This is a genomic window from Streptomyces lancefieldiae, assembly GCF_031845825.1.
Lineage (GTDB): Bacteria > Actinomycetota > Actinomycetes > Streptomycetales > Streptomycetaceae > Streptomyces > Streptomyces lancefieldiae.
In genome coordinates this window covers 74,710-94,863 of the sequence record NZ_JAVRFH010000002.1, presented here as the reverse complement: position 1 = coordinate 94,863, position 20,154 = coordinate 74,710, and the positions used below count along the sequence as shown (strand labels likewise).

The 20,154-nt window shown below is 69.3% G+C and carries 16 protein-coding genes and 1 pseudogene; 7 read left to right on the top strand and 10 right to left on the bottom strand.

Features of this window, described 5'->3' with window-relative positions; translation table 11 throughout:
- The first annotated feature begins 76 nt into the window (after positions 1-76).
- The gene (locus tag RM812_RS02510; RefSeq protein ID WP_311570702.1) at positions 77-505 is read left to right on the top strand and encodes a MarR family winged helix-turn-helix transcriptional regulator; all 429 of its coding nucleotides are present in this window, start codon (positions 77-79) and stop codon (positions 503-505) included.
- 120 nt (positions 506-625) lie between these two features.
- On the opposite strand, the gene RM812_RS02505 is transcribed toward RM812_RS02510, so the two are convergent.
- The 6 genes from RM812_RS02505 to RM812_RS02480 form a co-directional block, all read right to left on the bottom strand.
- Positions 626-1,444, bottom strand: a complete 819-nt coding sequence (locus RM812_RS02505) for an HAD-IIB family hydrolase (RefSeq protein ID WP_311570701.1) — start codon at positions 1,442-1,444, stop codon at positions 626-628.
- On the bottom strand, positions 1,441-3,072 hold the full coding sequence (locus tag RM812_RS02500; RefSeq protein WP_311570700.1) for an inositol monophosphatase family protein: 1,632 nt from the start codon (positions 3,070-3,072) through the stop codon (positions 1,441-1,443). Before RM812_RS02500 ends, RM812_RS02505 begins: the two co-directional genes overlap by 4 nt.
- Positions 3,062-3,865 carry an HAD family hydrolase gene (locus tag RM812_RS02495; RefSeq protein ID WP_311570699.1) on the bottom strand — a complete coding sequence of 268 codons (804 nt, stop codon included), beginning with the start codon at positions 3,863-3,865 and terminating at the stop codon, positions 3,062-3,064. The genes RM812_RS02500 and RM812_RS02495 overlap by 11 nt, the downstream gene beginning before the upstream one ends.
- Entirely contained in the window at positions 3,862-5,010 is a 1,149-nt protein-coding gene (locus RM812_RS02490) for an ABC transporter ATP-binding protein (protein ID WP_311570698.1), read from the bottom strand. Before RM812_RS02490 ends, RM812_RS02495 begins: the two co-directional genes overlap by 4 nt.
- A 4-nt stretch (positions 5,011-5,014) precedes the next feature.
- Entirely contained in the window at positions 5,015-6,907 is a 1,893-nt protein-coding gene (locus tag RM812_RS02485) for an ABC transporter permease (RefSeq protein ID WP_311570697.1), read from the bottom strand.
- A 94-nt stretch (positions 6,908-7,001) separates the two neighbouring features.
- On the bottom strand, positions 7,002-8,219 hold the full coding sequence (locus RM812_RS02480; RefSeq protein ID WP_311570696.1) for an ABC transporter substrate-binding protein: 1,218 nt from the start codon (positions 8,217-8,219) through the stop codon (positions 7,002-7,004).
- Between the two features lie 260 nt (positions 8,220-8,479).
- Here RM812_RS02480 and RM812_RS02475 point away from each other — a divergent pair, with 260 nt between their 5' ends.
- The 3 genes from RM812_RS02475 to RM812_RS02465 all read left to right on the top strand — a co-directional run bounded on the left by RM812_RS02475 (position 8,480) and on the right by RM812_RS02465 (position 11,475).
- The gene (locus RM812_RS02475) at positions 8,480-9,793 is read left to right on the top strand and encodes a phytase (protein WP_311570695.1); all 1,314 of its coding nucleotides are present in this window, start codon (positions 8,480-8,482) and stop codon (positions 9,791-9,793) included.
- Positions 9,794-9,865: 72 nt separating this feature from the next.
- Positions 9,866-10,843, top strand: a complete 978-nt coding sequence (locus RM812_RS02470) for an inorganic phosphate transporter (protein ID WP_311570694.1) — start codon at positions 9,866-9,868, stop codon at positions 10,841-10,843.
- Complete coding sequence (locus tag RM812_RS02465) at positions 10,840-11,475, top strand: DUF47 domain-containing protein (protein WP_311570693.1); 636 nt, start codon at positions 10,840-10,842, stop codon at positions 11,473-11,475. Before RM812_RS02470 ends, RM812_RS02465 begins: the two co-directional genes overlap by 4 nt.
- 44 nt (positions 11,476-11,519) lie before the next feature.
- Here RM812_RS02465 and RM812_RS02460 read toward each other — a convergent pair whose 3' ends face one another.
- On the bottom strand, positions 11,520-12,263 hold the full coding sequence (locus RM812_RS02460) for a GntR family transcriptional regulator (RefSeq protein WP_311570692.1): 744 nt from the start codon (positions 12,261-12,263) through the stop codon (positions 11,520-11,522).
- A 314-nt stretch (positions 12,264-12,577) separates the two neighbouring features.
- On the opposite strand from RM812_RS02460, the pseudogene RM812_RS02455 reads away from it, so the two are divergent.
- Positions 12,578-12,764 (top strand): annotated as a pseudogene (locus tag RM812_RS02455) (L-serine ammonia-lyase, iron-sulfur-dependent, subunit alpha); the annotation flags it as partial.
- A gap of 64 nt (positions 12,765-12,828) precedes the next feature.
- Here the strand turns inward: RM812_RS02455 and RM812_RS02450 are convergent.
- Positions 12,829-13,563: a D-Ala-D-Ala carboxypeptidase family metallohydrolase gene (locus RM812_RS02450; RefSeq protein ID WP_311570691.1), complete on the bottom strand. Its 735-nt coding sequence runs from the start codon at positions 13,561-13,563 to the stop codon at positions 12,829-12,831.
- 557 nt (positions 13,564-14,120) lie between these two features.
- On the opposite strand from RM812_RS02450, the gene RM812_RS02445 reads away from it, so the two are divergent.
- Positions 14,121-14,552, top strand: coding sequence for a hypothetical protein (locus RM812_RS02445; protein ID WP_311570690.1), 432 nt, complete (start codon positions 14,121-14,123; stop codon positions 14,550-14,552).
- 101 nt (positions 14,553-14,653) lie between these two features.
- On the opposite strand, the gene RM812_RS02440 is transcribed toward RM812_RS02445, so the two are convergent.
- Complete coding sequence (locus tag RM812_RS02440; RefSeq protein WP_311570689.1) at positions 14,654-15,604, bottom strand: SDR family NAD(P)-dependent oxidoreductase; 951 nt, start codon at positions 15,602-15,604, stop codon at positions 14,654-14,656.
- 953 nt (positions 15,605-16,557) lie between these two features.
- Between RM812_RS02440 and RM812_RS02435 the strand changes: the two genes are divergently transcribed.
- The gene (locus RM812_RS02435; RefSeq protein ID WP_311570688.1) at positions 16,558-18,099 is read left to right on the top strand and encodes a hypothetical protein; all 1,542 of its coding nucleotides are present in this window, start codon (positions 16,558-16,560) and stop codon (positions 18,097-18,099) included.
- 164 nt (positions 18,100-18,263) lie between these two features.
- Here the strand turns inward: RM812_RS02435 and RM812_RS02430 are convergent, their stop codons facing one another.
- Positions 18,264-19,952: an alpha-amylase family glycosyl hydrolase gene (locus RM812_RS02430; RefSeq protein ID WP_311570687.1), complete on the bottom strand. Its 1,689-nt coding sequence runs from the start codon at positions 19,950-19,952 to the stop codon at positions 18,264-18,266.
- Positions 19,953-20,154 lie beyond the last annotated feature (202 nt).

Sequence of the window (20,154 nt, the reverse complement as noted above, 5' to 3'; positions counted from 1 at the left end):
TTTGCTGTGTCGAGGAGTCAACATATCCAAGCAGACTGTACAACCTACCTGTAGATAGTTCCTGTAGGCTGGCGGTATGACACAGAGCCGCCAGCTGGCAGAGGACCTCCGCAGAGCCGTAGGACAGCTGGTCCGCAGCACGAAGCAGAGCGCCGCCTCGATGCCCGCTGCCGAAGGCGCCGTCCTCGGACTCCTCGACCGGGACGGCCCGCAGAGCATCGCCGAACTCGCCCAGGCGCGCGGGGTCCGCCATCAGTCAGCGGCCAAAACGGTCAAGGACCTGACCGCGGCCGGCCTGGTCAGCGCCGAAGCCCATCCCACCGACGGCCGCAAACTGCTGGTGCACATCACCGAGCCCGGCCGTACCGCCCTGGACGAGGACCGCCGCTGCCGCGCCGACGTCCTGGAAAACGCGATCGAGGAGGAGCTCACCGCGCACGAGCGCAGGGAACTCCGACGCGGTATCGAACTACTGAAGCGCCTCAGTGCCCAGATCCGCCCCTGACCGGGTCGGCTGCCTCCGTATCGCTCCGGCGCGGGCGACGCGTGGAGTCGGATCGGGCTGGACCGGTTGTGGGAGATCGCGAAAGATTGCCGCCGGCGCTCTCCGTGCAGGTGGGGAGGATCACGGCAGCGGTCCGTCCAGGATCCGCCCGACCAGATCGGCCACCGCGCCCTGGGAGCAGGAGGTGACCACGATGTCGGCGGCCGCCAGGACCTGTGGGTGGCCGTCACCGACCGCCGCGCCCAGCCCAGCGAGGCGCACCATGCCGGTGTCGTTGGGGTTGTCGCCGATGGCGGCGATCCGTGCGGTGTCCATGCCGTACCGCACCGCCAACTCGCGCAGCGCGGCCTCCTTGCCCGCGCCGGGTGGCAGGACCTCCAGGTAGGTGTCCTCCGACTGGACCAGCAGGGCCTTCGGGCAGTGAAGGGCCGTCAAGTCGGCGAGTCGAGAAGGGTGTTGGGCGCCGGAGATCAGCATCACCTTGGTGGGTGGTTCTTCCGGCGGATCGCCGAGCAGCACGATGCGGTCCCGTCGGGCGTAGTCGGCCAGTACGGGGGCGTCGCGCAGCACATGGGCGGTGTGGCCGCTGAAGCCGACCGCGCCCACGCCGACGGGGAGGGCGGGCAGGACCAGGTCCCGTAGCGGCGGCCAGACAGGGCCCAGGTCCAGGTCCACCAACCGGTCGCCGGTCCGGGGGTCGGTGATGCGGGCCCCGTTGTAGAGGATCATCGGGGTGTCCAGACCGAGTTCCCGGTGGTAGGGGGCGGCTGACTCCTCGTTGCGGCCGGTGGCGATGACGACCGTGCCGCCGCACTCACGGTAGCGGCGCAGCGCCTCGGCGCTGCGGGGGACGAGGCCGAGATTCCGGTCGACCAGGGTGCCGTCCAGGTCGGTGACGATCCAGGCGTAGCCCGGCCCGGCGTTCCGCGAGGCGGTCACCGGCCGGTCCTGGCGCGCCGGGTGGTGTACCAGTGGGCGAACTCCCGCAGCGCGGTGGGTTCCAGGTCGCGGGTGTGCGCCAGGTAGCACGGCTGGTCCCAGCCCGGGTCGCCGCCGAACGGCACATAGGTCCCGCCGGCCCGGTCGACGAGCAGATGGGCGGCGCAGATGTCCCAGGCGTTGACGGTCGTGCCCAGTGCCGCGTCGCTCCATCCCGCGGCCACATGGGCGAGGGAGAGCGCGGCGCTGCCCGTGCGGCGGACGGTGCCGTACCGGGAGACGAGGCCGGCGAACCGTACCGGGGACTCGGGGTCGCGGGACTCGAGCTCCCTGCTGTTGGGAAAGCCCGTGATCAGCAGTGCGCGGCCTTCCTCAGTCGTACCGGCCGACACCAGTGGCCGGTCGCCCAGGCGGGCACCGGCGAGGTCCGCCGAGAAGACATGGCCCGCTATCGGGTCCACCACGGCGGCGGCCACCGGACGGCCGTCGAGCACGGCACCGATCGCAGTGCAGAAGAACGCCAGACCGTGGGCGAAGTTCGCGGTACCGTCGATCGGGTCGACGTACCAGGAGATCCTGCCGCTGCCCTCCCGGCGGCCGCCCTCCTCACCGACGATCGTGCTGCCCGGCACCTTGCCCAGCAGGGCGTGCCGGATACGTTCCTCGGCCCGCCGGTCGTGCTCGGTCACGGGGTCGTGCTCGTCCCGCTTGAACCGCACCTCCATTCGGCTGCGGAAGGCGGCCCGCAGGTCGGGTGCCACCGCGAGCGCGGCCTCCACCGCCACCGTGCGCAGGTGGACGGAGAGTTCCTCGGTCCCGTTCATGCGTGTTCCTCTCGGTCGGCCATGCGGTCGCTTCCGCTGAGTGCGCGGCGAAGCAGTTCCAGCAGTCCGTCGCCGTCGTGGACGACCGTGTCGGGCTGCGGGTCGGCGGCGGTGTCGAGGCGGTCCTCGGGGCGCGTCAGTACCGTGCGTCCGACCCCCGGTTCCGCACACCACGTCGCGGTCGTCGTTGTCGCCGACGTACCAGCAGTCCGCCGGGTCCGTGCCCAGGGCCCGGGCGGCCGGCAGGAGGAGCTGCGGGCCGGGTTCGCGCAGTCCGGTCTCGTCCGAGTGGACCTGCACGCCGAGGTAGGGTGCGAGGCCGCATGCCGCCACCGTCTCGCGGTTGAGTGAGCCGGCGAGCGTGTTGCTGACCACGCCGGCCCGGACGCCGTGTTCCTTGCCCAGCCGCAGCACCTCCGTCGTGGCGGGCTCGGCTCTCTTGTCGCTCTCGGTCAGGACCGGGGAGCGGCACAGTTCGGTCGCCTCGGCGCTTACGGCCGCGCGGGCCGGTTCGGGCCAGTCGGTCGCGATGAACTCCTCCCACAGCTCGTGGTGGGTGGTCTCGTGCGGGGGCGGTGGAGCGGGCGTGGCCGTTCTTCCAGTCGCCGTAGGCGGCCAGGCCGGCGCGGAGGTCACGAGGCACCCGCTCGCGGTCCAGACCGGTCGGCCCGTCGGCGCGGGCGAGAACGCTGTCGGCGAACTCGGGCATCGTTCGGGGTGTTTGACCGACCGGGTCAGGACACCACCGTGGTCCAGCAGCAGGGCGCGGGGCGGGCCGCCCCGCGCCCGTGTGCTACGCGGCATCGTCCCCTCCTGTGCCGGGTTGTGCGAAGGCGGCGACCAGCAGGTCGCGCAGGCCGTACGGGTCGGCCACCACGGCGTCCGGTCGGACCCTGACCACGTAAGGGCGCCGGTAAGTGCCGCGAGCCTCCATCAGGACGCTCGCGCCGACCCCCGCCCGTCGCCCGCAGAGCACGTCGCGGTCGAAGTTGTCACCGACGTACCACGTCAGGCCGGCCGGGACGTCGAGGGCTCGGGCCGCGAGGTGGATCATCTCGGGGTTGGGCTTTCGCACGCCGACCTCGTCGCTGTAGACCTGCAGGGCCAGCCGTTTGTCCAGGCCGGCGTCCCGCAGGTACGCGCGGTGCACGGAGCCGCTGAGCGCGTTGGAGACGACGGCGACCGGCAGCCCGTGGTGTCTCGCGGTGTCCAGCAGTTCGCCGATGCCGGGCCGTGTCTCCCGGTCCTGGCGCAGCTGGCCCTGCCGGTGACACAGCACCTGGGCGTGGGCGGTGACGAAGGCGCGTGCGGCCGGGGGCCAGTCGGCGGCGACGAATTCCGTCCAGTAGCGGTGGGCGGTCATCTCGACGGGCGCGGCCGGCCGGGACATGGCGTTCTTCCAGTGTGAGTCGGCGGCCGCCGCGGCCTCGAGGTCGCAGACGATGTCGTCGGGCGTCAGCTCGTGGCAGCCCGCGGCCATCAGGTCGTGGTGCAGTTCGGCTGCCAGTTCCTCGGGCCAGGACGGGCGGTTGGTGGTGGCGACGACGACTCCGCCGAAGTCGAGCAGCAGTGCTGCGGGGCGGATCAGCTGGTTCACGGTGCGGTGTTCTCCTTGCTGGGCCGGGCGGCGGAAGGCTCCGGGAGCCTGGCCCGGGCGCCGTCGAACAGGTGCAGGTCCGTCAGGTCGATGGAGCAGCGGGCGGTGTCGCCGGGGGTGGCCGTCACCGGCTGGAAGGACACCAGGTACAGCTCGGTGCCCGCCGCGTCCAGCGACACTGTGGTGCTGGAGCCGGTCGGCAACACGGTGGTGACGGTGGCGTCGAACTCCAGGAGGCCGCCCGGCGGTGAGTCGGCGGCCGCGGAGCGGGCGGACAGCCGGATGGCCTCGGGGCGGACACCGACCGTGCGCAACGCGCCGTTCAGTTCGGGGCGCTCTGCCACGATGCGGTCGTGGACGGCGCCGCGGAACGGGCCGCTCTCGTCCGTCCCGACGTCGAAGAGGTTCATCGGGGGGCTGCCGACGAACTGGGCCACGAACGTGTTTGCCGGGCGGTGGTAGATCTCCAGCGGTGGGGCGAGCTGCTGGACCTCTCCCTTGTTCATCACGACCACGTGGGTGGCCATCGTCATGGCCTCCAACTGGTCGTGGGTGACGAAGACGATGGTGTGGCCCGTTTCGTCGTGGAGCCGTTTGAGCTCGGCCCGCATCTCCAGCCGCAGCTGGGCGTCCAGGTTGGACAACGGTTCGTCCAGGAGGAGGACTTCGGGGTTGATGACGAGCATACGGGCCAGCGAGACCCGCTGCTGCTGGCCGCCGGAGAGCTGTGCGGGATAGCGGTCGGCCGCCCAGTCGATCTGCATCATCTTCAGGGCCTTCATGGTGCGTTCGGCGCGCTCGGTGGCGCGCACCTTGCGGACCCGCAGGCCGAACTCGACGTTCCTGGCCACTGTCAGGTGCGGCCACAGGGCGTAGTTCTGGAACACCAGGCCCATGCCGCGTTCCTCCGGGGGCACGAACACACCCCGCTCCACACTGTCCCGGATCCGCCCGCCGACCTCGATGGAGCCCGCGTCGAGCGGCTCCAGGCCGGCGATCATGCGGAGCGTGGTGGTCTTTCCGCAACCGGACGGCCCGAGCAGACAGGTGAAGGACCCGTCGGGTATCTCCAGGTCGAGGTTGTCTATGGCGGGGGGATGGGTGCCGTAGCTCTTCCGCACCGCGGTGAGCGCAATGGTGGGCATGGCGTCAGCCTCCGAGTCCCGAGGACAGGTTGGTCTTGGTCAGGCGTTGGGCCAGGTACGTAGCCAGGAAGGAGATCAGTGAGATGACGAGCACCACCGCGTTCGCCATCTGGTCGTAGGCGTAGTCCACGAGGTTGATGGAGAGCGTGGTGAGCAGCTGGGTGCCGGTGGTGGTCAGCATGATCACGATGCTGAGTTCCTTGAGTCCGGAGATGAAGGGGAGTACCACTCCGGTCACCAGCGCCCCGCGCTGGATGGGTATGACCACCTTGCGCATGCGGGTGAACCAGCCGGCGCCCGTCACCTGGGCGGCCTCCTCCGGTTCCGGACCGAGCTGCATCATGGCGCTGATGCCCGACCGCGAGGAGTACGGCAGATGGGTCACCGCGAGCACGACGACGAGCAGGGTGGTCGAGCCGTACAGGGCCGGAACAGGACCTCGCTGTACGGCGAACAGGGTCAGGAAGGCGGCGGCGAAGGCGATACCGGGGACCATGTAGGGGAGGAAGCTGATCTGCCGCAGGACGGCGCCCAACCGGCCGGCGCCCGAGCGCACCACGACGTAACCGATCAGCAGTCCGACGGCGCCGCAGATCAGTGAGGCCAGGCCGACGATGCGCAGGCTGTTCCAGGCGGCGTCCCACAACTGGGTGCCGCGCAGTACCCCGTGCGGGAAGCCGGGGGCGCCGGCGATGTGCTCGCCGATCCAGTACTTGAGCGTGAAGTTGTCGAGGCTGAACACGCCGGGGGTCTTGCTGACGGTGGACAGTGCCAGGGTGGCGACGGGGATCACCACACCCAGGGCGAAGATGGCCAGTGCGAGAGCCAGCGCCGCCGGGCGCCGGCGGCCGAGGGGGCTGATCCTGTCCATCGCTCCTTTGCCTCCCACGGTCACGAACCGGCGTTGCTCGCGCACCAACCGGGTGTCGATGACGATCACGACGATCCCGATCGCCACGATGACGCCGGCGAGTACGGCGGTGACGCCCTGCTGGTGGTCGTGGACGGCCCGGAACAGCGAGGTGGACAGCAACTCGTAGTTGACCGGCAGCCCGAGGATGTACGGCGTGCCGAAGGTGCCCAGGATGCGGCCGAAGACCAGCAGCACGGACGAGGACAGTGACGGCAGCATCAGGGGCAGGGTGATCCGCCTCAGTACGGTGCTCCGCCTCGCCCCCAGGACGCGCGCGGAGTCCTCCAGTTGGCTGTCGATGCGCCGCAGCGCGTTGCCGAACAGCAGGAGGACGAAGGGGTAGTAGTGCAGTCCGAGACAGATGGTGATCGGGACGGCGCCGTAGGCCAGCCAGTCGGGGGTGTGAACGCCCCGGGCTTCCAGCAGGCCGATCTGTCCGCCCGAGCTGTCGTTCTTGAACAGCGCCAGCCAGGCCAGCGCGAATGTCCAGGACGGCAACATGTAGGGGACGACCAGCGCGGTGGACAGCCACTTGCGGCCCGGTATGTCGGTACGGGTGAGCAGCCAGGCGGCGCTGCCGCCGAGCACCACGGCGAGCAGGGTGACGCCGAGGGCGACCACCACGGTGTGCCGGAGCGGCTCCCAGAAGAGGATGTCGCTGACCGGCGAGCGGAAGACGCGCCACAGGTAGTAACCGGTGAGCTCCCCGGCCGACTGCCCGGATTTTCCGTCGTCGCCCACCTGGACGCGTGCGGCGTCGGAGAGCACCGCGACCAGGGGCGCCACCACGAGATAGGCGAGCAGGACGATGAGGACGGCTCCGACCACATGGGTCGGCTCGTGGCGCAGCACGTTCAGGCGGTAGCGCAGGCGGTTCAGTCGTCCGGAGCCGCCTTTCCCGGCGGGGCCGCCTCCCCCGGCGGGGGCGCGGTCGGAGCGGGGCGGATCCGCTGCGAGGGCGGAGTCGGGGTCGGCCACGGCCATGGGCGTTCTCCAGGAGAGGGATGCGTGGGCCGGCCGGCCCGGTGGGGGAGGCCGCGCCGGCCGGAAGGGGGTCTACGGGGGCAGGGGCCGTGGGTCAGCTGTGGCTGAGGCGCCACAGGTCCTGCATGGCCTCCGTGTCGGCGAAGTTCTTCGCCAGGAACTTCGGATCGAAGGAGAACAGCTCCTTCTTCCAGTCGGACAGCCCGGGCGGGCTGAAGGAGCCCTGCTTGACCGCCGTGCTGCCGGAGATCCCACCGGCACCCATCTCGTGGCTGATGCCCTCCTCGGTGAGGATGAAGTGCGTGAAGAGCTTGGCGGCGTTGGGGTGTGTGGTCTTGGTGGCGATCGCCGAGTACTTGGGGTAGAGGTACCCGCTCCACGGCTTGAGCGTGTCGCAGACCCGCATCGAGTAGTTCTTCTCCTCGACGTCGCGGAACTTGGCGTTGGACACCAGCCCGATGCGCGGCTGGGTCTGGTTGGGGGACGCCACCGCGGCCGCCACGTCGTCGTCGGCGGAGGTGAGCACGGGAGAGTTCTTCGCCAGCCTGACGACCCACTCCTGGGCCGCCGTCCTCTGCGAGGTCTTCAGCTCCTCCCCGGGATGCGCGGCGCTGTGCGCGTCGCGCAGGGCCTGATCGGCACCGTTGGAGAGCTGGTTGAACCACTCGATGATGTTCGGCTTGCCCAGGGGGTCCTGGAGGGCGACTTTGCCCCTCCATCCGGGGCCGGCCAGGTCCCAGATGTTGTCCACCGGGCAGCCCTTGGGGAAGAGCTTCGGGTTGTACACCCAGACGTTGGCCTTGGAGAGCACGAGCAGAGGGCTGCGGTTCGCCGCCGGAACCTGGTCCGCCAGGTCGGCGGGTATCCAGGTGTGGACGACCTTCTGCGGCAGCAGCTTGCCGACCAGGCTGGGACCGTCCTCGTAGAGGGTCATGTCTATGGTGACGTTGTCGGCCTGGGCCTCCCGGGTCATCTTCTCCAGGGTGTCGCCGACCTTGTTCTTCACCCCGGTGGCCTTGATGCCGTACTTGGCGGTGAACGCCTCGGCGACCTTGGTGATGTCGCCCGAGCTGTCGTAGACGGTGACGGAACCCTCCTTCTTCGCCGCCGCCACCAGGGCGTCCAGGTCGAAGTCGGCGGGATCGTCGACGACTGCGGACGGGATGGCGCTGCCGCGGGCGGCGTCGGCGTCGCCCTGCCGGCTCGATGGCGCGCAAGCGGTGGCGCCGACGAGGACGGCAACCAGGGCCGTGAGCAGGAACCTTGGGCCGGGTCGGCTCGCGCCACCGGTGCCGGGAGTGCTGCTGGACAATGCCTGACCTCCTGCGTGGGCCCGGCGGAGCCGGGCTGCTCCTGGGTGGGTCGGCCTTCTCCGCAACGCGGTCGGGGCGACTTGGGGAGCAGCTTCCGCCCGCGTTCTTCACTATGTCAAGACATGCTGATGTAACTCTATGCAAAACCAGGGGAGTTGGGTCACGACGAGGCACTCATGTCCGAAGCCTTTTATGTCAGCACATACTTATGTACTGTCCTCGCCATCTCTGCACCGACCAACCCACTCCGGGAGGCACGATGCATCTGTCCAGACGTTTGGCCACGGCCTGTCTGGGAGCGGTGACCGCCGCACTGATGGCGACACCGGCGAACCCCGCGGCTGCCACGAGCACGCCCTCCGTCTACGCCGACAGCGAGACCCCCGCCCTCTTCGACGACGCGGCCGGCGGTGACGCCAACGCCGACGACCCGGCGATCTGGTTCAACGCGGCGGACCCCGATGCCAGCCTCGTGATCGCCACGGCCAAGCAGGGCGGACTGCGCGTCCACGACCTCGACGGCCGGCAGATCCAGTCGATCCAGGCGCCCGCCGCGCCCGGACCGGACGCCGAACCCGGCCGTTACAACAACGTCGACCTGCTGACGGGACTGAGGATCCGGGGCAGCCGCACCGATGTCGCCGTGGTCTCGGACCGAGGGCGCGACCGGCTGCGGATCTACGGCGTCGACCGCCACCACCCCGACAAACCACTCACCGACCTCACCGACCCCGCCGCACCCCGGGTCTTCAGTGCCACCGAGGCCGAGGTGGACGAGCAGCAGACCGCCTACGGGCTGGCCACGTGGCGGGATGCCGCCACCGGCCGCTCCTACGCGCTCGCCAGCCAGCGCCACACAACCCGCCTGGCCCTGCTGGAGCTGACCGCGACGGCCACCGGAACGGTCACCTATCACCGGATCCGGACCCTGGACCTGCCTGCCTCCTTCGACATCGGCGACGGCACCCGCTGGACCCCCTGTGACGAGCCCGGCCGTACCCCCCAGGTCGAGGGCATGGTCGTCGACGCTCAGCGAGGCACTCTCTACGCAGCCCAGGAGGACGTCGGAATCTGGCGGATGCGGGCCGATCTCACCGGTTCGCCCCGGATGGTCGACACGGTGCGCGAGTTCGGGATCCCCGGCACCTACGACCCGGTGACCGACGAGTGCACCCCCGGCCCGGACCCGGGGGTGGGCGGCAAGCACATCACCGCCGACGTCGAGGGATTGACGATCTACCACGAGGACGACGGCGAGGGGTACCTGCTCGCCTCCAGCCAGGGTGACAACACCTTCGTCGCCTATGAGCGCGAGGGTGACAACGACTACGTCGGCAACTTCCGGGTAGCCCCGGCGGCCTCCGGGGGCACGGACGCGATGGACGGCTCCGAGGAGTGCGACGGCGCGGCGGTGCTCAACGCCCCGCTGGGCGACGAGTACCCGCACGGACTGCTGGTGGTCCACGACGGCTTCAACGCCCCGGACGAGACCGGAGAGGACGGAGAGGTCCGCACCAACACCAACTTCAAGTTCGTCGACTGGGACGACGTGGCCGACACGTTGGACGACTGACGGCCCACGGGGCGGCGTGCACACCGGGTCACCGGGTGCGTGTCGCCCCCACCACGTGAGGCAGCCCTTTCCTTGACCACGACCATCGCGCTCTTCGTCACCGCCGCGGCCTTCGTACTCGTCTGCGGTGCCAACGACGGTGCCTCGCTGTTGGCCATGGCCGTACGCCACGGCAGCGGTTCGGCCGTTCCCGTACTGCTGATGCTGACCACCGCGGTGGCGGCCGGGCCGGCTCTGTTCGGTGTGCGGGTGGCCCGCACCTTCACCGACGGGCTGATACCCGGCGACTCCGGGCACCCCGCGCTCTTCTTCCTGTGCGGAGCCGCGGCCGCCCTTGTGCTCGTCCTGCTGCTCACCTGGCGGGGCATCCCGACCTCGATCACGCTGGCAGTCCTCGGCGGGCTGGCCGGCGCCGGTTCCGGACTGGGTGAACGTCCGCAGTGGGAGCGGCTCGGCCTGGTGCTGGGGATAGCCGCCGCGGCACCGCTGGCCGGCGCGGCCGCCGGGTTCGCACTGGGCCGAGGTGCCCGTCGGATGCCCACGGCGGCCGGGATGCCGCGCCTGGTGCGCGGAGCACACCTGGTGGCCTTCGGCTGCCAGTGCCTGGCCTACGCGGCCAACGACGGCCAGAAGATGTTCGCCGTCGCGGCCGTCGCGTCGGCCGGCCGGGTCGGCGGCAGCCTGGACACACCACCCGCTCTCGCACCGGCCGTTGTGGTGGCGCTGGTCTTCGCGGCGGGTACCGTCCTCAGTCTGCGGAGGGTGTCCGGCGGAGCGTCGATCCGGCTGCTGGCGGCCCGCCCCTGGCAGATCGCCTCGGCGGAGATGGCCTCCTCCACCGCGGTGCTCACCAGTGCGGCCCTGGGCGCACCGGTGAGCATGACCCAGACGGTCATCGGCGGACTGGTGGGCGCGGGGGCCAGTGAAGGGGGCCGCCGGGTGCGCTGGCAGTTCGCCGTCCCGCTGGTCACCGCATGGGGTGTGACCCTGCCCGCCGCCTACGCGGCCGGCCTGCTGGCCGGCCTTCTCGCCCGAGGAGTGACCGCATGACCCTGCGGAGAATCGTCGACGACCTCACCGGCCGGTCGCACCACCAGCTGACCGGCCTGCTGGCCTCCCAACTGGACGCGGCGATCGAGGGGGTGGGACTCGCCTCCGCCATGTCCGAGGGCACGCTCACGCCCGCGCAGGCCCGCGAGGCCATGGTCGATGTCGAGCACCGGGGAGACACCGGCCGGGCCGGACTGGTCGCCGAACTCGCTGTCGCCCTGACCACGCCGATCGACCGCGAGGACCTCTACCGCTTCTCCCGCAGCGTCGACGACGTACTGGACAACATCCGCGACCTGGTGCGGGAGACCGATCTCTATGGCGCCGAGGGGGAGCCCGCGGACCTGCCCGCACTCGCCGGGGTGGCGGAGGGCCTGGCGATGCTGCGCGGCGCGGTCCGGGGACTGGCGGACCGGCCCGGAGAGGTGGACACGGCCACCTCGGCGGCCCGCAAGTGCGCCGGACAGGTGCGCAGGCACTACCAGTTGGCGATGGCCGAGCTGCTGCGGCAGGAGGTCGGCACCGACACCCTCACCCGGCGCGAACTGCTGCGCCGACTGGACGTGGTGGGTCTGCGACTGGGCGAGGCCGTGGCCGCGCTCTCGGACGCCATGTTGAAGCGCAGTCACTGAGCGGGCCGCCCGGGGCCGCGCCCGCCCCTGCTCCCGCGGGCCGCTCAGTGCGCGGTCAGCGTCATCTCGAAGGAGTACCGGGACGCCCGGTAGAGGTGGGACCCGAACTCCACAGGGCGCCCCGCGTCGCCCTGGACCGTACGCTCCATGGTGAGCAGGGTGACGCTGCGGCCTTCGCCCAGCAGACGGGCCTCCGCCGCTGACGCCCTGCGCGCACCGATGTTCTGACGGGCGGTGCGCAGGGAGATGCCGGCCCGCTTGAGCAGTTCGTAGAGTCCGCGTTCGGTGAGATCGTCCTCGGTCAGGGTCAGCAGATCCGCCGGCAGGTGGTTCTGCAGGAGGGCTATGGGTTCGTCATCCGCGTAACGCAGCCTGCGCATGGCCATGGTGGGCGCTCCGGGCTCGATTCCGAGCGCTGCCGCCACCTCGTCCGAGGCAGGTACCGTCTGCATGGACAGCACATCGGTACGGGGTCGGCGGCCGTCCCGCTTCAGGTCCTCGAAGAGGCTGGTCAGCTCGATCTGCCTGCGCACGCGGTTGTTGACCACCTGGGTGCCCACCCCACGCTTGCGCGCGAGCAGTCCCTTGTCGACGAGGTGCTGGATGGCCTGACGCATGGTCGGGCGGGAGAGCCCGAACTTGTCCGCCAGGGCGATCTCGTTCTCCAGCCGGGTGCCGGGCGCCAACGTGCCCGTTTCGATGAGCCGTTGAAGCTGCTGCGCGACCTGGAAATACAGCGGTACCGGGCTGCTTCGGTCGATGCTGATCAGCCTGGTGATCGATTCCATGGGGGACTCCTCGAAACGTAGTACCAGGCGTTCAGTATGCCGCACAGTTCGACTCAAGCTCTGTACGTATGCATGTCAGGACAAACGCTTGACGTGATGTACTCCTCGCCGGTACATGTCAGGGGGTGCATCAACTCCACCTCGTACGGCAGGAGTTCGTGCATGCGCCCGGGGTCGGCCGCGCGGTCCTCGGCGGCCGCGCGGGCCTGTCCGCCACCAGCCCCAAGCGCGCCAGGCTTGCACACGTACAACGAGGTACCCATCAGTGGGCCGAATCGGTGGGCGGCGAAAGTGCCGGCTTGCGCAGAAGCACCGCCGCTGCGCTGGCGACGGTACTGGGCGGATCCCCGGAGCAGGTGGAGAAAACCGCCGAGAGGGTGTGGAGCGCAACCTGGGCCTGACCTGCGGCCCGGTCGGCGGCCTCGTTCAGATCGCGTGCATCGGGCGCAACGGCATGGCCGGGTCAGGGCGGTCGCGGCGGCGTGGATGGCGACGCGGGGCGGTCCGGCGGTCGGGAACATCGAGTGTTGAGCCCCGGCCCGCCCCCTGTTCCATGCTCGATGGGTCAGATGCCGCAGGTGGGAGCCGACCAGTACGGCGACGGGTCGAAGGCTACGTGGGTGTGGTCGTTGTGGCCGGGGTAGCCGGGGCCGAGGATCTCCGAGAAGCCGTGCGTCCTGGACTGCTGGGCGAGTCGGCACAGGGACGGCGAGCCGACGAGGTCTGCCGCGTCGCCGTAGAGGTGACGGCTTGTGGCGGAGCCGCCGACCGCGTTGTTGCACGCGCGGGAGCGGAAGCCGCTGGAGATGGTGATCGGGACGTCGCCGAGGGCATGCCGCATGGCCTCCAGCTTCCACATGGTCTTGAGTGCGTTCGACTTGGCGGTGGCCGCTGAGACGGCGCCGCCGGACCAGTCGGAGTTGCACTTGTTGAGTTCCGCGTAGGTGAAGTGGACGGGTGTGCAGTCGGCGTCCTGGAGTGCGTAGATCTTGCTGAAGGTCGCGGGTCCGGCGACCCCGTCCGCGCTCAGTCCGTACGCGGCCTGGAACTTCTTGACGGCGGCGGTGGTCCGCGCGCCGTACTGGCCGTCGTAGGAAAGCCGCTCGCCGGACGTCACCCAGCCGGCGACGCGGATCTGGAGCTGGGTCACGTCACTGCCGGAGGATCCCTGGGAGAGGGTGCGGTTCCAGGTGTAGCAGGAGTCGGCGTGCGCGGTGCCGGCGGTGGCGCCCACCCCGGCCATCGCTCCGAACGTGAGCATGACAAGCGAAAGAAGCAGACGTGACACGCGTCTGAACATCCCGGCCTCCCGACCGTTGAGTGGACAACAATCGCAGTCCAGCGTGCGGCAACGGGCTACGCGCGTCAATGGCGCCCCAAGGTTGCGGGGTCGACGTGTCCGCGGTCGGTGGGGATCACGCTGGGCATAGTGGGGAATGACCAACTCCGTTTCCCTCGCGACCCCCTCAGGGAGGCCCAGGCCGTGTGGCGTCGATCAGCCCTTGCCCGCCCGGATCTCAACGGCGGCAGCAGGGGTTACTAAGGCTTCTGGAGCAGGAGTTTCCGCGAGACAACTGACCTCGCAGCGTGCGGAGTGGCGAAGTCGGCAAGTGCGCCGCGGGATCCGGAGCGCGTCACCACCCGGCTCGCGGCGAGCGGGATGCCGCCGCTTGTGTCCCGTTGGGCCGGGCCGCCGCAGCACAACACCGGGCCGGACCGCCGCGAGTTGATTTCCTCGGCATATGGCCGGATCAGACCTCTGAGCTGCCGTGGATCCGGGCAGAACCTTCAAGGCGTTGAGCGTTCCGCCGCCGTACTGACGGCGGGATCCGCACGTTCGTGAGCAAGGGAGACTCCATGGTGTTACTGCGCCGTTCCGCCCTCACTCTCGCCGCCGCGGCGGGCTTGGCCCTGTCCGCGGCCCTCACCGCGCCGGCCGAGGCGACGGCACCGTCCGCTGCCGTCGCCTACCCGACTACCCCTGTCGACGACGTCAACTACGGGGCCACATACGTCCGTGGCACCCTGACCTGGTACGACCGGTCGGTCGGTATCACGGGAACGTACCGGGCCATCGCCACCAGTGGCTGCCGCAGGGTGTGGGTCGGCACGTATGACGCTGCCGGCAAACCGTTGGACGCCAGAAGCACCAGCACTCTGTGCGACGGGGTGAAGCCAATCGATTTCGCGGTTCCTGCGGACGTTCCCGGTGGGGCCGCGCAGGTCCTCGTCTGTCTTGACGACGAGAACGCCGAGCCGCTCAAGTGCGTGCTGTACGAACGACCCTGATCAGACATCAGTGGCGCTCCTGCCGGGTGTGAGCGTCCCGGTCGGCAGGGCTGACTACCGTAGGTGCCCGCGGGACGGCCGCCCTGGGCACGGCTCTGCGCCTACCGGAAGCCGAGGTGCGGATCGACGCCGGCCAGCTCACCGCTGGCGGCCCACAGGTGAGCAGCGACGGCCCGGTCGGCCATATGAGACGGGACGGGCTCACGCCGTGGTGTGCCACGCAGGCCGAAGACCCTCGGCCCCCACAGCTCCCCTCCCTGAACCAGCGGATCAAGGACGGCACGCACGACGGGCCATGCTCCGGCGTCCTTGCCCTGCACCAAGAGCCCGGCGGGCAGCGCGCGCAGCCGCTCGCCGGGGGGTGTCACGCGTACCGGCGGGCGGGAGGGGGTGAGAGAGTCCAGCGCGCCGCCGGGGTGGGCCACCACACTGAGTACCGTGCTGCCGCAAGCACGTAGGCGGTGATCGAGCTCGAAGCCGAAGCACATCTGCGCCAGCTTCGACCGGCCGTAGGTGCGCTTGGGCCGGTAGTCCCGGGTCGACTGCAGATCGTCCAGGGACAGTCGCTCGGACCGCGCTGCAAAGCTTCCCACCGTCACGATGCGGGCTGCCGACGCCGCGGACAGCAGGGGGGCCAGCCACTGGGTGAGAGCGAAGTGGCCGAGGTGGTTGGTGCCGAGCATCAGCTCGTGGCCCTCCGCGGTTTCCCGGCGCGGCGGGTCGTCGAGCGCGACCCCTGCGTTGTAGACCACCGCGTCAAGATGATCGAGGTCCAGCCTGTCCACGGCGGTCTTCAGGGAAGACAGGTCGGCGAGGTCCAGTTGCAGGTGCCGTACGTGCGCGCCGTAGACGCGTGAGCGGATCGAGGCCATGGCGGCGTCGGCCTTCGCGGCGTCCCGGCTGCCGAGTACGACGACAGCGCCGGTGGTGGCGAGCTGCTCGGCGACGAAGTAGCCGATTCCGGCGTTGCCCCCGGTGACCAGGAAGACACTGCCCTCGGCAGATGGCAGCCGGTGAACGTCCCACGGTCGGTCCTGGGATGCGGAAAACACGATGACGGGCTCCTTGCTCTCGGGCGCCGTGTGCTCATGGGGAGCACCGACTCGCCCAAGGTCGCAACCTCCACCGACATACCGCCGACAGATCACGGCCACCACCGACAGGCCCACGACACCCCTCCCTGGAACACTCAGTGGTCAACTCGGGCACTCGGGACACACCAGTTGGTCACCACCACACACAGTCCCTGGTCGAGTACGAGCTCATTCGGCCAGCGTGACCGAGGGCCACTCGCCGAACCCCTGCTCTGCCCCACAGGCCTCAGACCGCGCTACCCGACCCCGCACCCACAGCGGTCGCCCCGGCCACCTGCCGTCCCGGATTGGCACCGGGAGGCGGGGCCTTCACCGGACTTCGCCGAGTGATGAGGTCGCCGAACGCCTCAGCAGTAGTAGCCGCAGAAGTACCCCTGCTGGTCGTTGCACGGGTCGACCCGGTACGAGTGTCACGGCCGCCGGAGCAGCCGCCGGGGACGCACCATTCGTTCTGCCAGCAGGAGAACGCGGTCGGCTGTCCCGGACAGACACGGGCTCCGGGCTGGTCAGGCCTTGTCCGGGCTCCGCCTCGTACAGCGGGCCATGGCGGAATCCACCGTTTTCCCGGGCGTCGTGGCCACAGCAAGGTGACACCACGGGGCCCGCAGTATCGTCCGTCCAGGAGGACGAACGCCTTTGTCGACGCGGTGTGGACGGCGTCGGCAGGTAGGGGAGTCCATCCGCAGACGGACGAGTGTGAGCAGCGCTTGCCGGTTGGCGCTCAGGCGCCGTCGGCGGAAGCCGACAGCGCGGCGCTGCTGCGGCAGTGGCTGGGCGAGGAAGCGAGGAGCAGGCGTGCGATCAAAGGGTGTCCCTGCCTTGTCCATGGCTGGGTCGCTGTCACTGCCGCCCGGTAAGTTTTCCCCAGTCGTCAAGGGCTGTTGGAGGAGGGGGACATGAGGAGAACCAGCATGTCACTCAGAGCCGGTGTGCTGGCTCTGGTGTGTGCCACCGGATTGCTGGGCGGCAGCCCGGCGCTCGCTGCGGAGTACCCGTACACGCCGAGCAACCCGCAGACGCATCCCGGGGGGAACTGCGTAACCACTGGATCACTGCCCTGGATGGGGAACACGGACGTGCGTCTGTCGGTGGGCGTCGACGGACAAAGCAACACCGAAGGCCACCCACACGCCCGGTTCGTCCTGCGACAGCAGGACAGCAGTGAGCCCGTACTCGACGTGTTGATCCCAGCGGGCGTCGGCGGCTCCGCCACCGTGCGCGTGCCCGAATACCTACTTCCCGAAAAGGAGAACTATTGGTGGCAAGCACGATTGGAGGGCACGGGCGGTACCTCACCGTGGACCACCGCCTGCGGCTTCAACATGGACAGGACGAGACCGGCTGAGCCTGCCGTCTCCTTCCTCGACGCAGCCACCTATCCCCAGGGCGCGCCGCCCGGCACGCCGCGCACGGTACGTTTCACCCTTCCGGAGGGGACCGAGGCCACCCGCATCTGCTTCGACCCGGAACGTGAGCTCTACGGTTGCCCGGAAGGCCAGGGCATCCCGATCGGACCGGAGGGAACCGTCACGGCCACGTTCATCACTCCCGAGCGAACGGGCCCGGCGAGCATCTCGGCCCGGACGGCGGACAGAGCGGGCAACATCTCCGATCGCGTCTATGCCGGGTACTGGGTCCAGTATCCCTTCATCGAGCGGTTCGGCGACTACAACAGCGACGGCCACCCGGACCTGCTCGGTGTCGGCGAAAACGGCAAGCTCGTCCTGTCACCGGGCGTCGAGGGTGGGGGTTTCGCTGCCTCCCAGGTGGCTGACGGAAGGGACTGGTCGCACGCCACGGTGGCAAGGGCCGGCTGGCTCCTGAACCGGTACGGTCCTCAAGAGGCCAATGATGTCCGCAACGACATCGTGGCCCTCCAGGACGGCAAGCTGTTCGCCTACCCCGGTGACGGTCTCGGTGGGTTCGGCGCGTCATCGGAGATCACTGGCTACGACTGGTCCCACGTCACCAGGATCGCGTTGAACCGGATTGAAGACTCCAGTCCCATGCTGCTGGCCGTGGAATCCGACCGACTCCTGCTTTTCGAACTGCAGTTGCAGGAAGGGCTATGGGTCGGTGAGCCGTCCGTCCTGGGCACGAGCGGCTGGAGTTCGACGTCGGTGCACTTCTCGGACACGCCCTCGGAATCGGGTGCGCCCTCCTTCTGGGCCCGAGACGCGGAGCAGGGGACATTGCAGCTCTTCCCTCTTGACTACGGCACCAGCCAGATGTGGGACCTGGGCACACCGACGACGGTCGCCGCGGCCGGCTGGGCAGCAGCACAGCGTCCCCAGTTGGCTGTCGTCGGTGACGTGAACGCCGACGGAACCGGTGACGTGGTGACCGGTGACGGGGCAGGGGAACTCGCACTGCATCCGGCAGCGCCGGACGGCAGCCTGGGAGACCCCGAGTCGCTGAATTCCCCGGTCTGGAGGGACGTCACCTTGTTCTGACGCCCGGTTGGCCGACGGCCCTCGGATCCCCCCGAGGGCCGTCCCCTTGCCACACTGCGGAAGTGCTCCCGACTGCTGACCCGCTCCGCGCGCAGCCGTCCTGTTCCCCGACTCCGTCCCTGCGTCGGCGTTGAGAGCAGGGTTCAGAAGAAGCCTGAGATGCGTTATGCCGAAGGCAGGAAGACGTCGACACCGAACGCGGGGAGCGTGATGTCCGCGACGAGCGGTCCCCTGCGCACCCGTTGCACCGTGACTGCCGGGCCCGGCAGGAGAAGGTCCAGCAGGACGGGGTGCCAGGGGAGGGGCTCTCGCCCGATGGGGGCTTGCGGTTCGAAGAGCGCGTCCACTGGAAGCCTCCGGGAGACAGGTCGGGAGTCGGTGTTCAAGACGACCAACACGCGCTCGCCCCCGTAGTGGCGCATGAATGCGTAGATTCCCGGTCGGTGCCGTTCGGAGAACAGGACCTCCTGTTCCCCGAGGCGCAGTGCCCGGTGCCGTCCACGGAGTTCGATGAGCCGTCGGGTCCACCGGAAGAAAGGGGAAGAGCCGTCGAAGCTGTCGCCTTCGGAGCTGGGCGACGTGAATCTTCCCTCGGGAAACATGTCCTGCCGATTCTCCGGGTCAGCGGGATCCCGGAGGTTCTCAGGGGCCAGCCGCTGCGTGGATTGTCGGAACCCCTGCTCGGTGCCGTAATAGAGCATGGGGATGCCGATCGACAGGATGAGGTGGGCGAGGGCGACGCGGAGGCGCCCTGCAGGCTCGCCGTCGCGGAGGAATCTGTAGACGTCATGGTTGTCGATGAATCTGATGGTGAAACCGTGATCACGGCCGAAGGCCTTCGACGCGGTGTCGAAGCTCTCCTCCAGTTCTCTCGCGGATGCCTGCCCATGGAGGGCCCAACTCTGGCGCCGATATTCCCCGTAGTTGTAGACAGCATTCAACCCGAGGGTGAAGCAGGAGGAGATCATCGTGTCGTCATCGCCCGCGTGCTCACCAATGACCAGGAAGTTGTCCTTTCCCAGATTTCCGGCGTACCTCCTGACGGTTTCGCACAGCGTCGCCACGAAGGTGCGGTCCATGTGCCGGACCGCGTCGAGACGGATTCCGTCGATGTCGGTCTCCCGGACCCACCAGCATGCGATGAACCGAAGAAGATGCTGTGTATCGGGATTCTCCGTCGCGAGTCTGCGGTAATCCGGTGGGAAGTCCCCCAGAGTCTCCTGCTCGGTGTCGTTCCAGTCGTTGATGACGCCCCGCCGCGAGAAGTGCTGAGGTGCGGCCAGTTCGAGCGGCCGGATGCCGATCCCGTCGTCGAGGACGTCCGCGGCTTCCTCCGCCCCTCTCCAGAGATTGCTTCCGTCGGCGTACTCGAAGACGGGACCAGCGTGGTTGAGTACGAGGTCCAGCACGACCCGGATGCCCCGTTCGTGAGCTTTGGAGACGAGCTGCCGCAGATCCTCCATCGTGCCCAGCCGCGGATCCACTGCCATGAGATGCCGGGGCGCGTACCCGTGATAAGAGCCATGGCCGTTGAGTGCGACCGGGGTGAGATGGATCGCCGTGCCACCGAGATCACGGATGTAATCGAGTCGTTTCGACAGCCCTCGGAGATTTCCTCCGTGTCGTGAACAGCCATCGACCGGATCTCCCTCGACGGTCGCCGGGGACCAGGCCTGGAATCGGTCCACGACGATGGAATACAGGACCACCTCGCGCCAGTCCTTCGGCGAGGGGTAGTACTGGCGCTCATCGCACTTCGTGAGCGAGGCCTCCGCGAGACTCTCCGGCGCCTCGGCCTCGGCAGCGGGGCCGTCCACCCTTGGGCGCGACGGTTGGTCTGCGGCAGCAGTCATGGTCGGGACCATAGGCAGTTCCCGTCGAGGGGTCCAGACCGTTCCGCATGGCGCTCTTGTTCCTTCGGGAGCCCCGTGCTTCACTCGAACACGGACTCGGTCGGGCAGGGCTGGGGGAGGGGGGACCATGATCGGCAAAACGCGTTCCTTGTTTCAGCGGATGGCGTGGGCGGTCAGACAATGGCGCCTGCGGCGCTCCGAC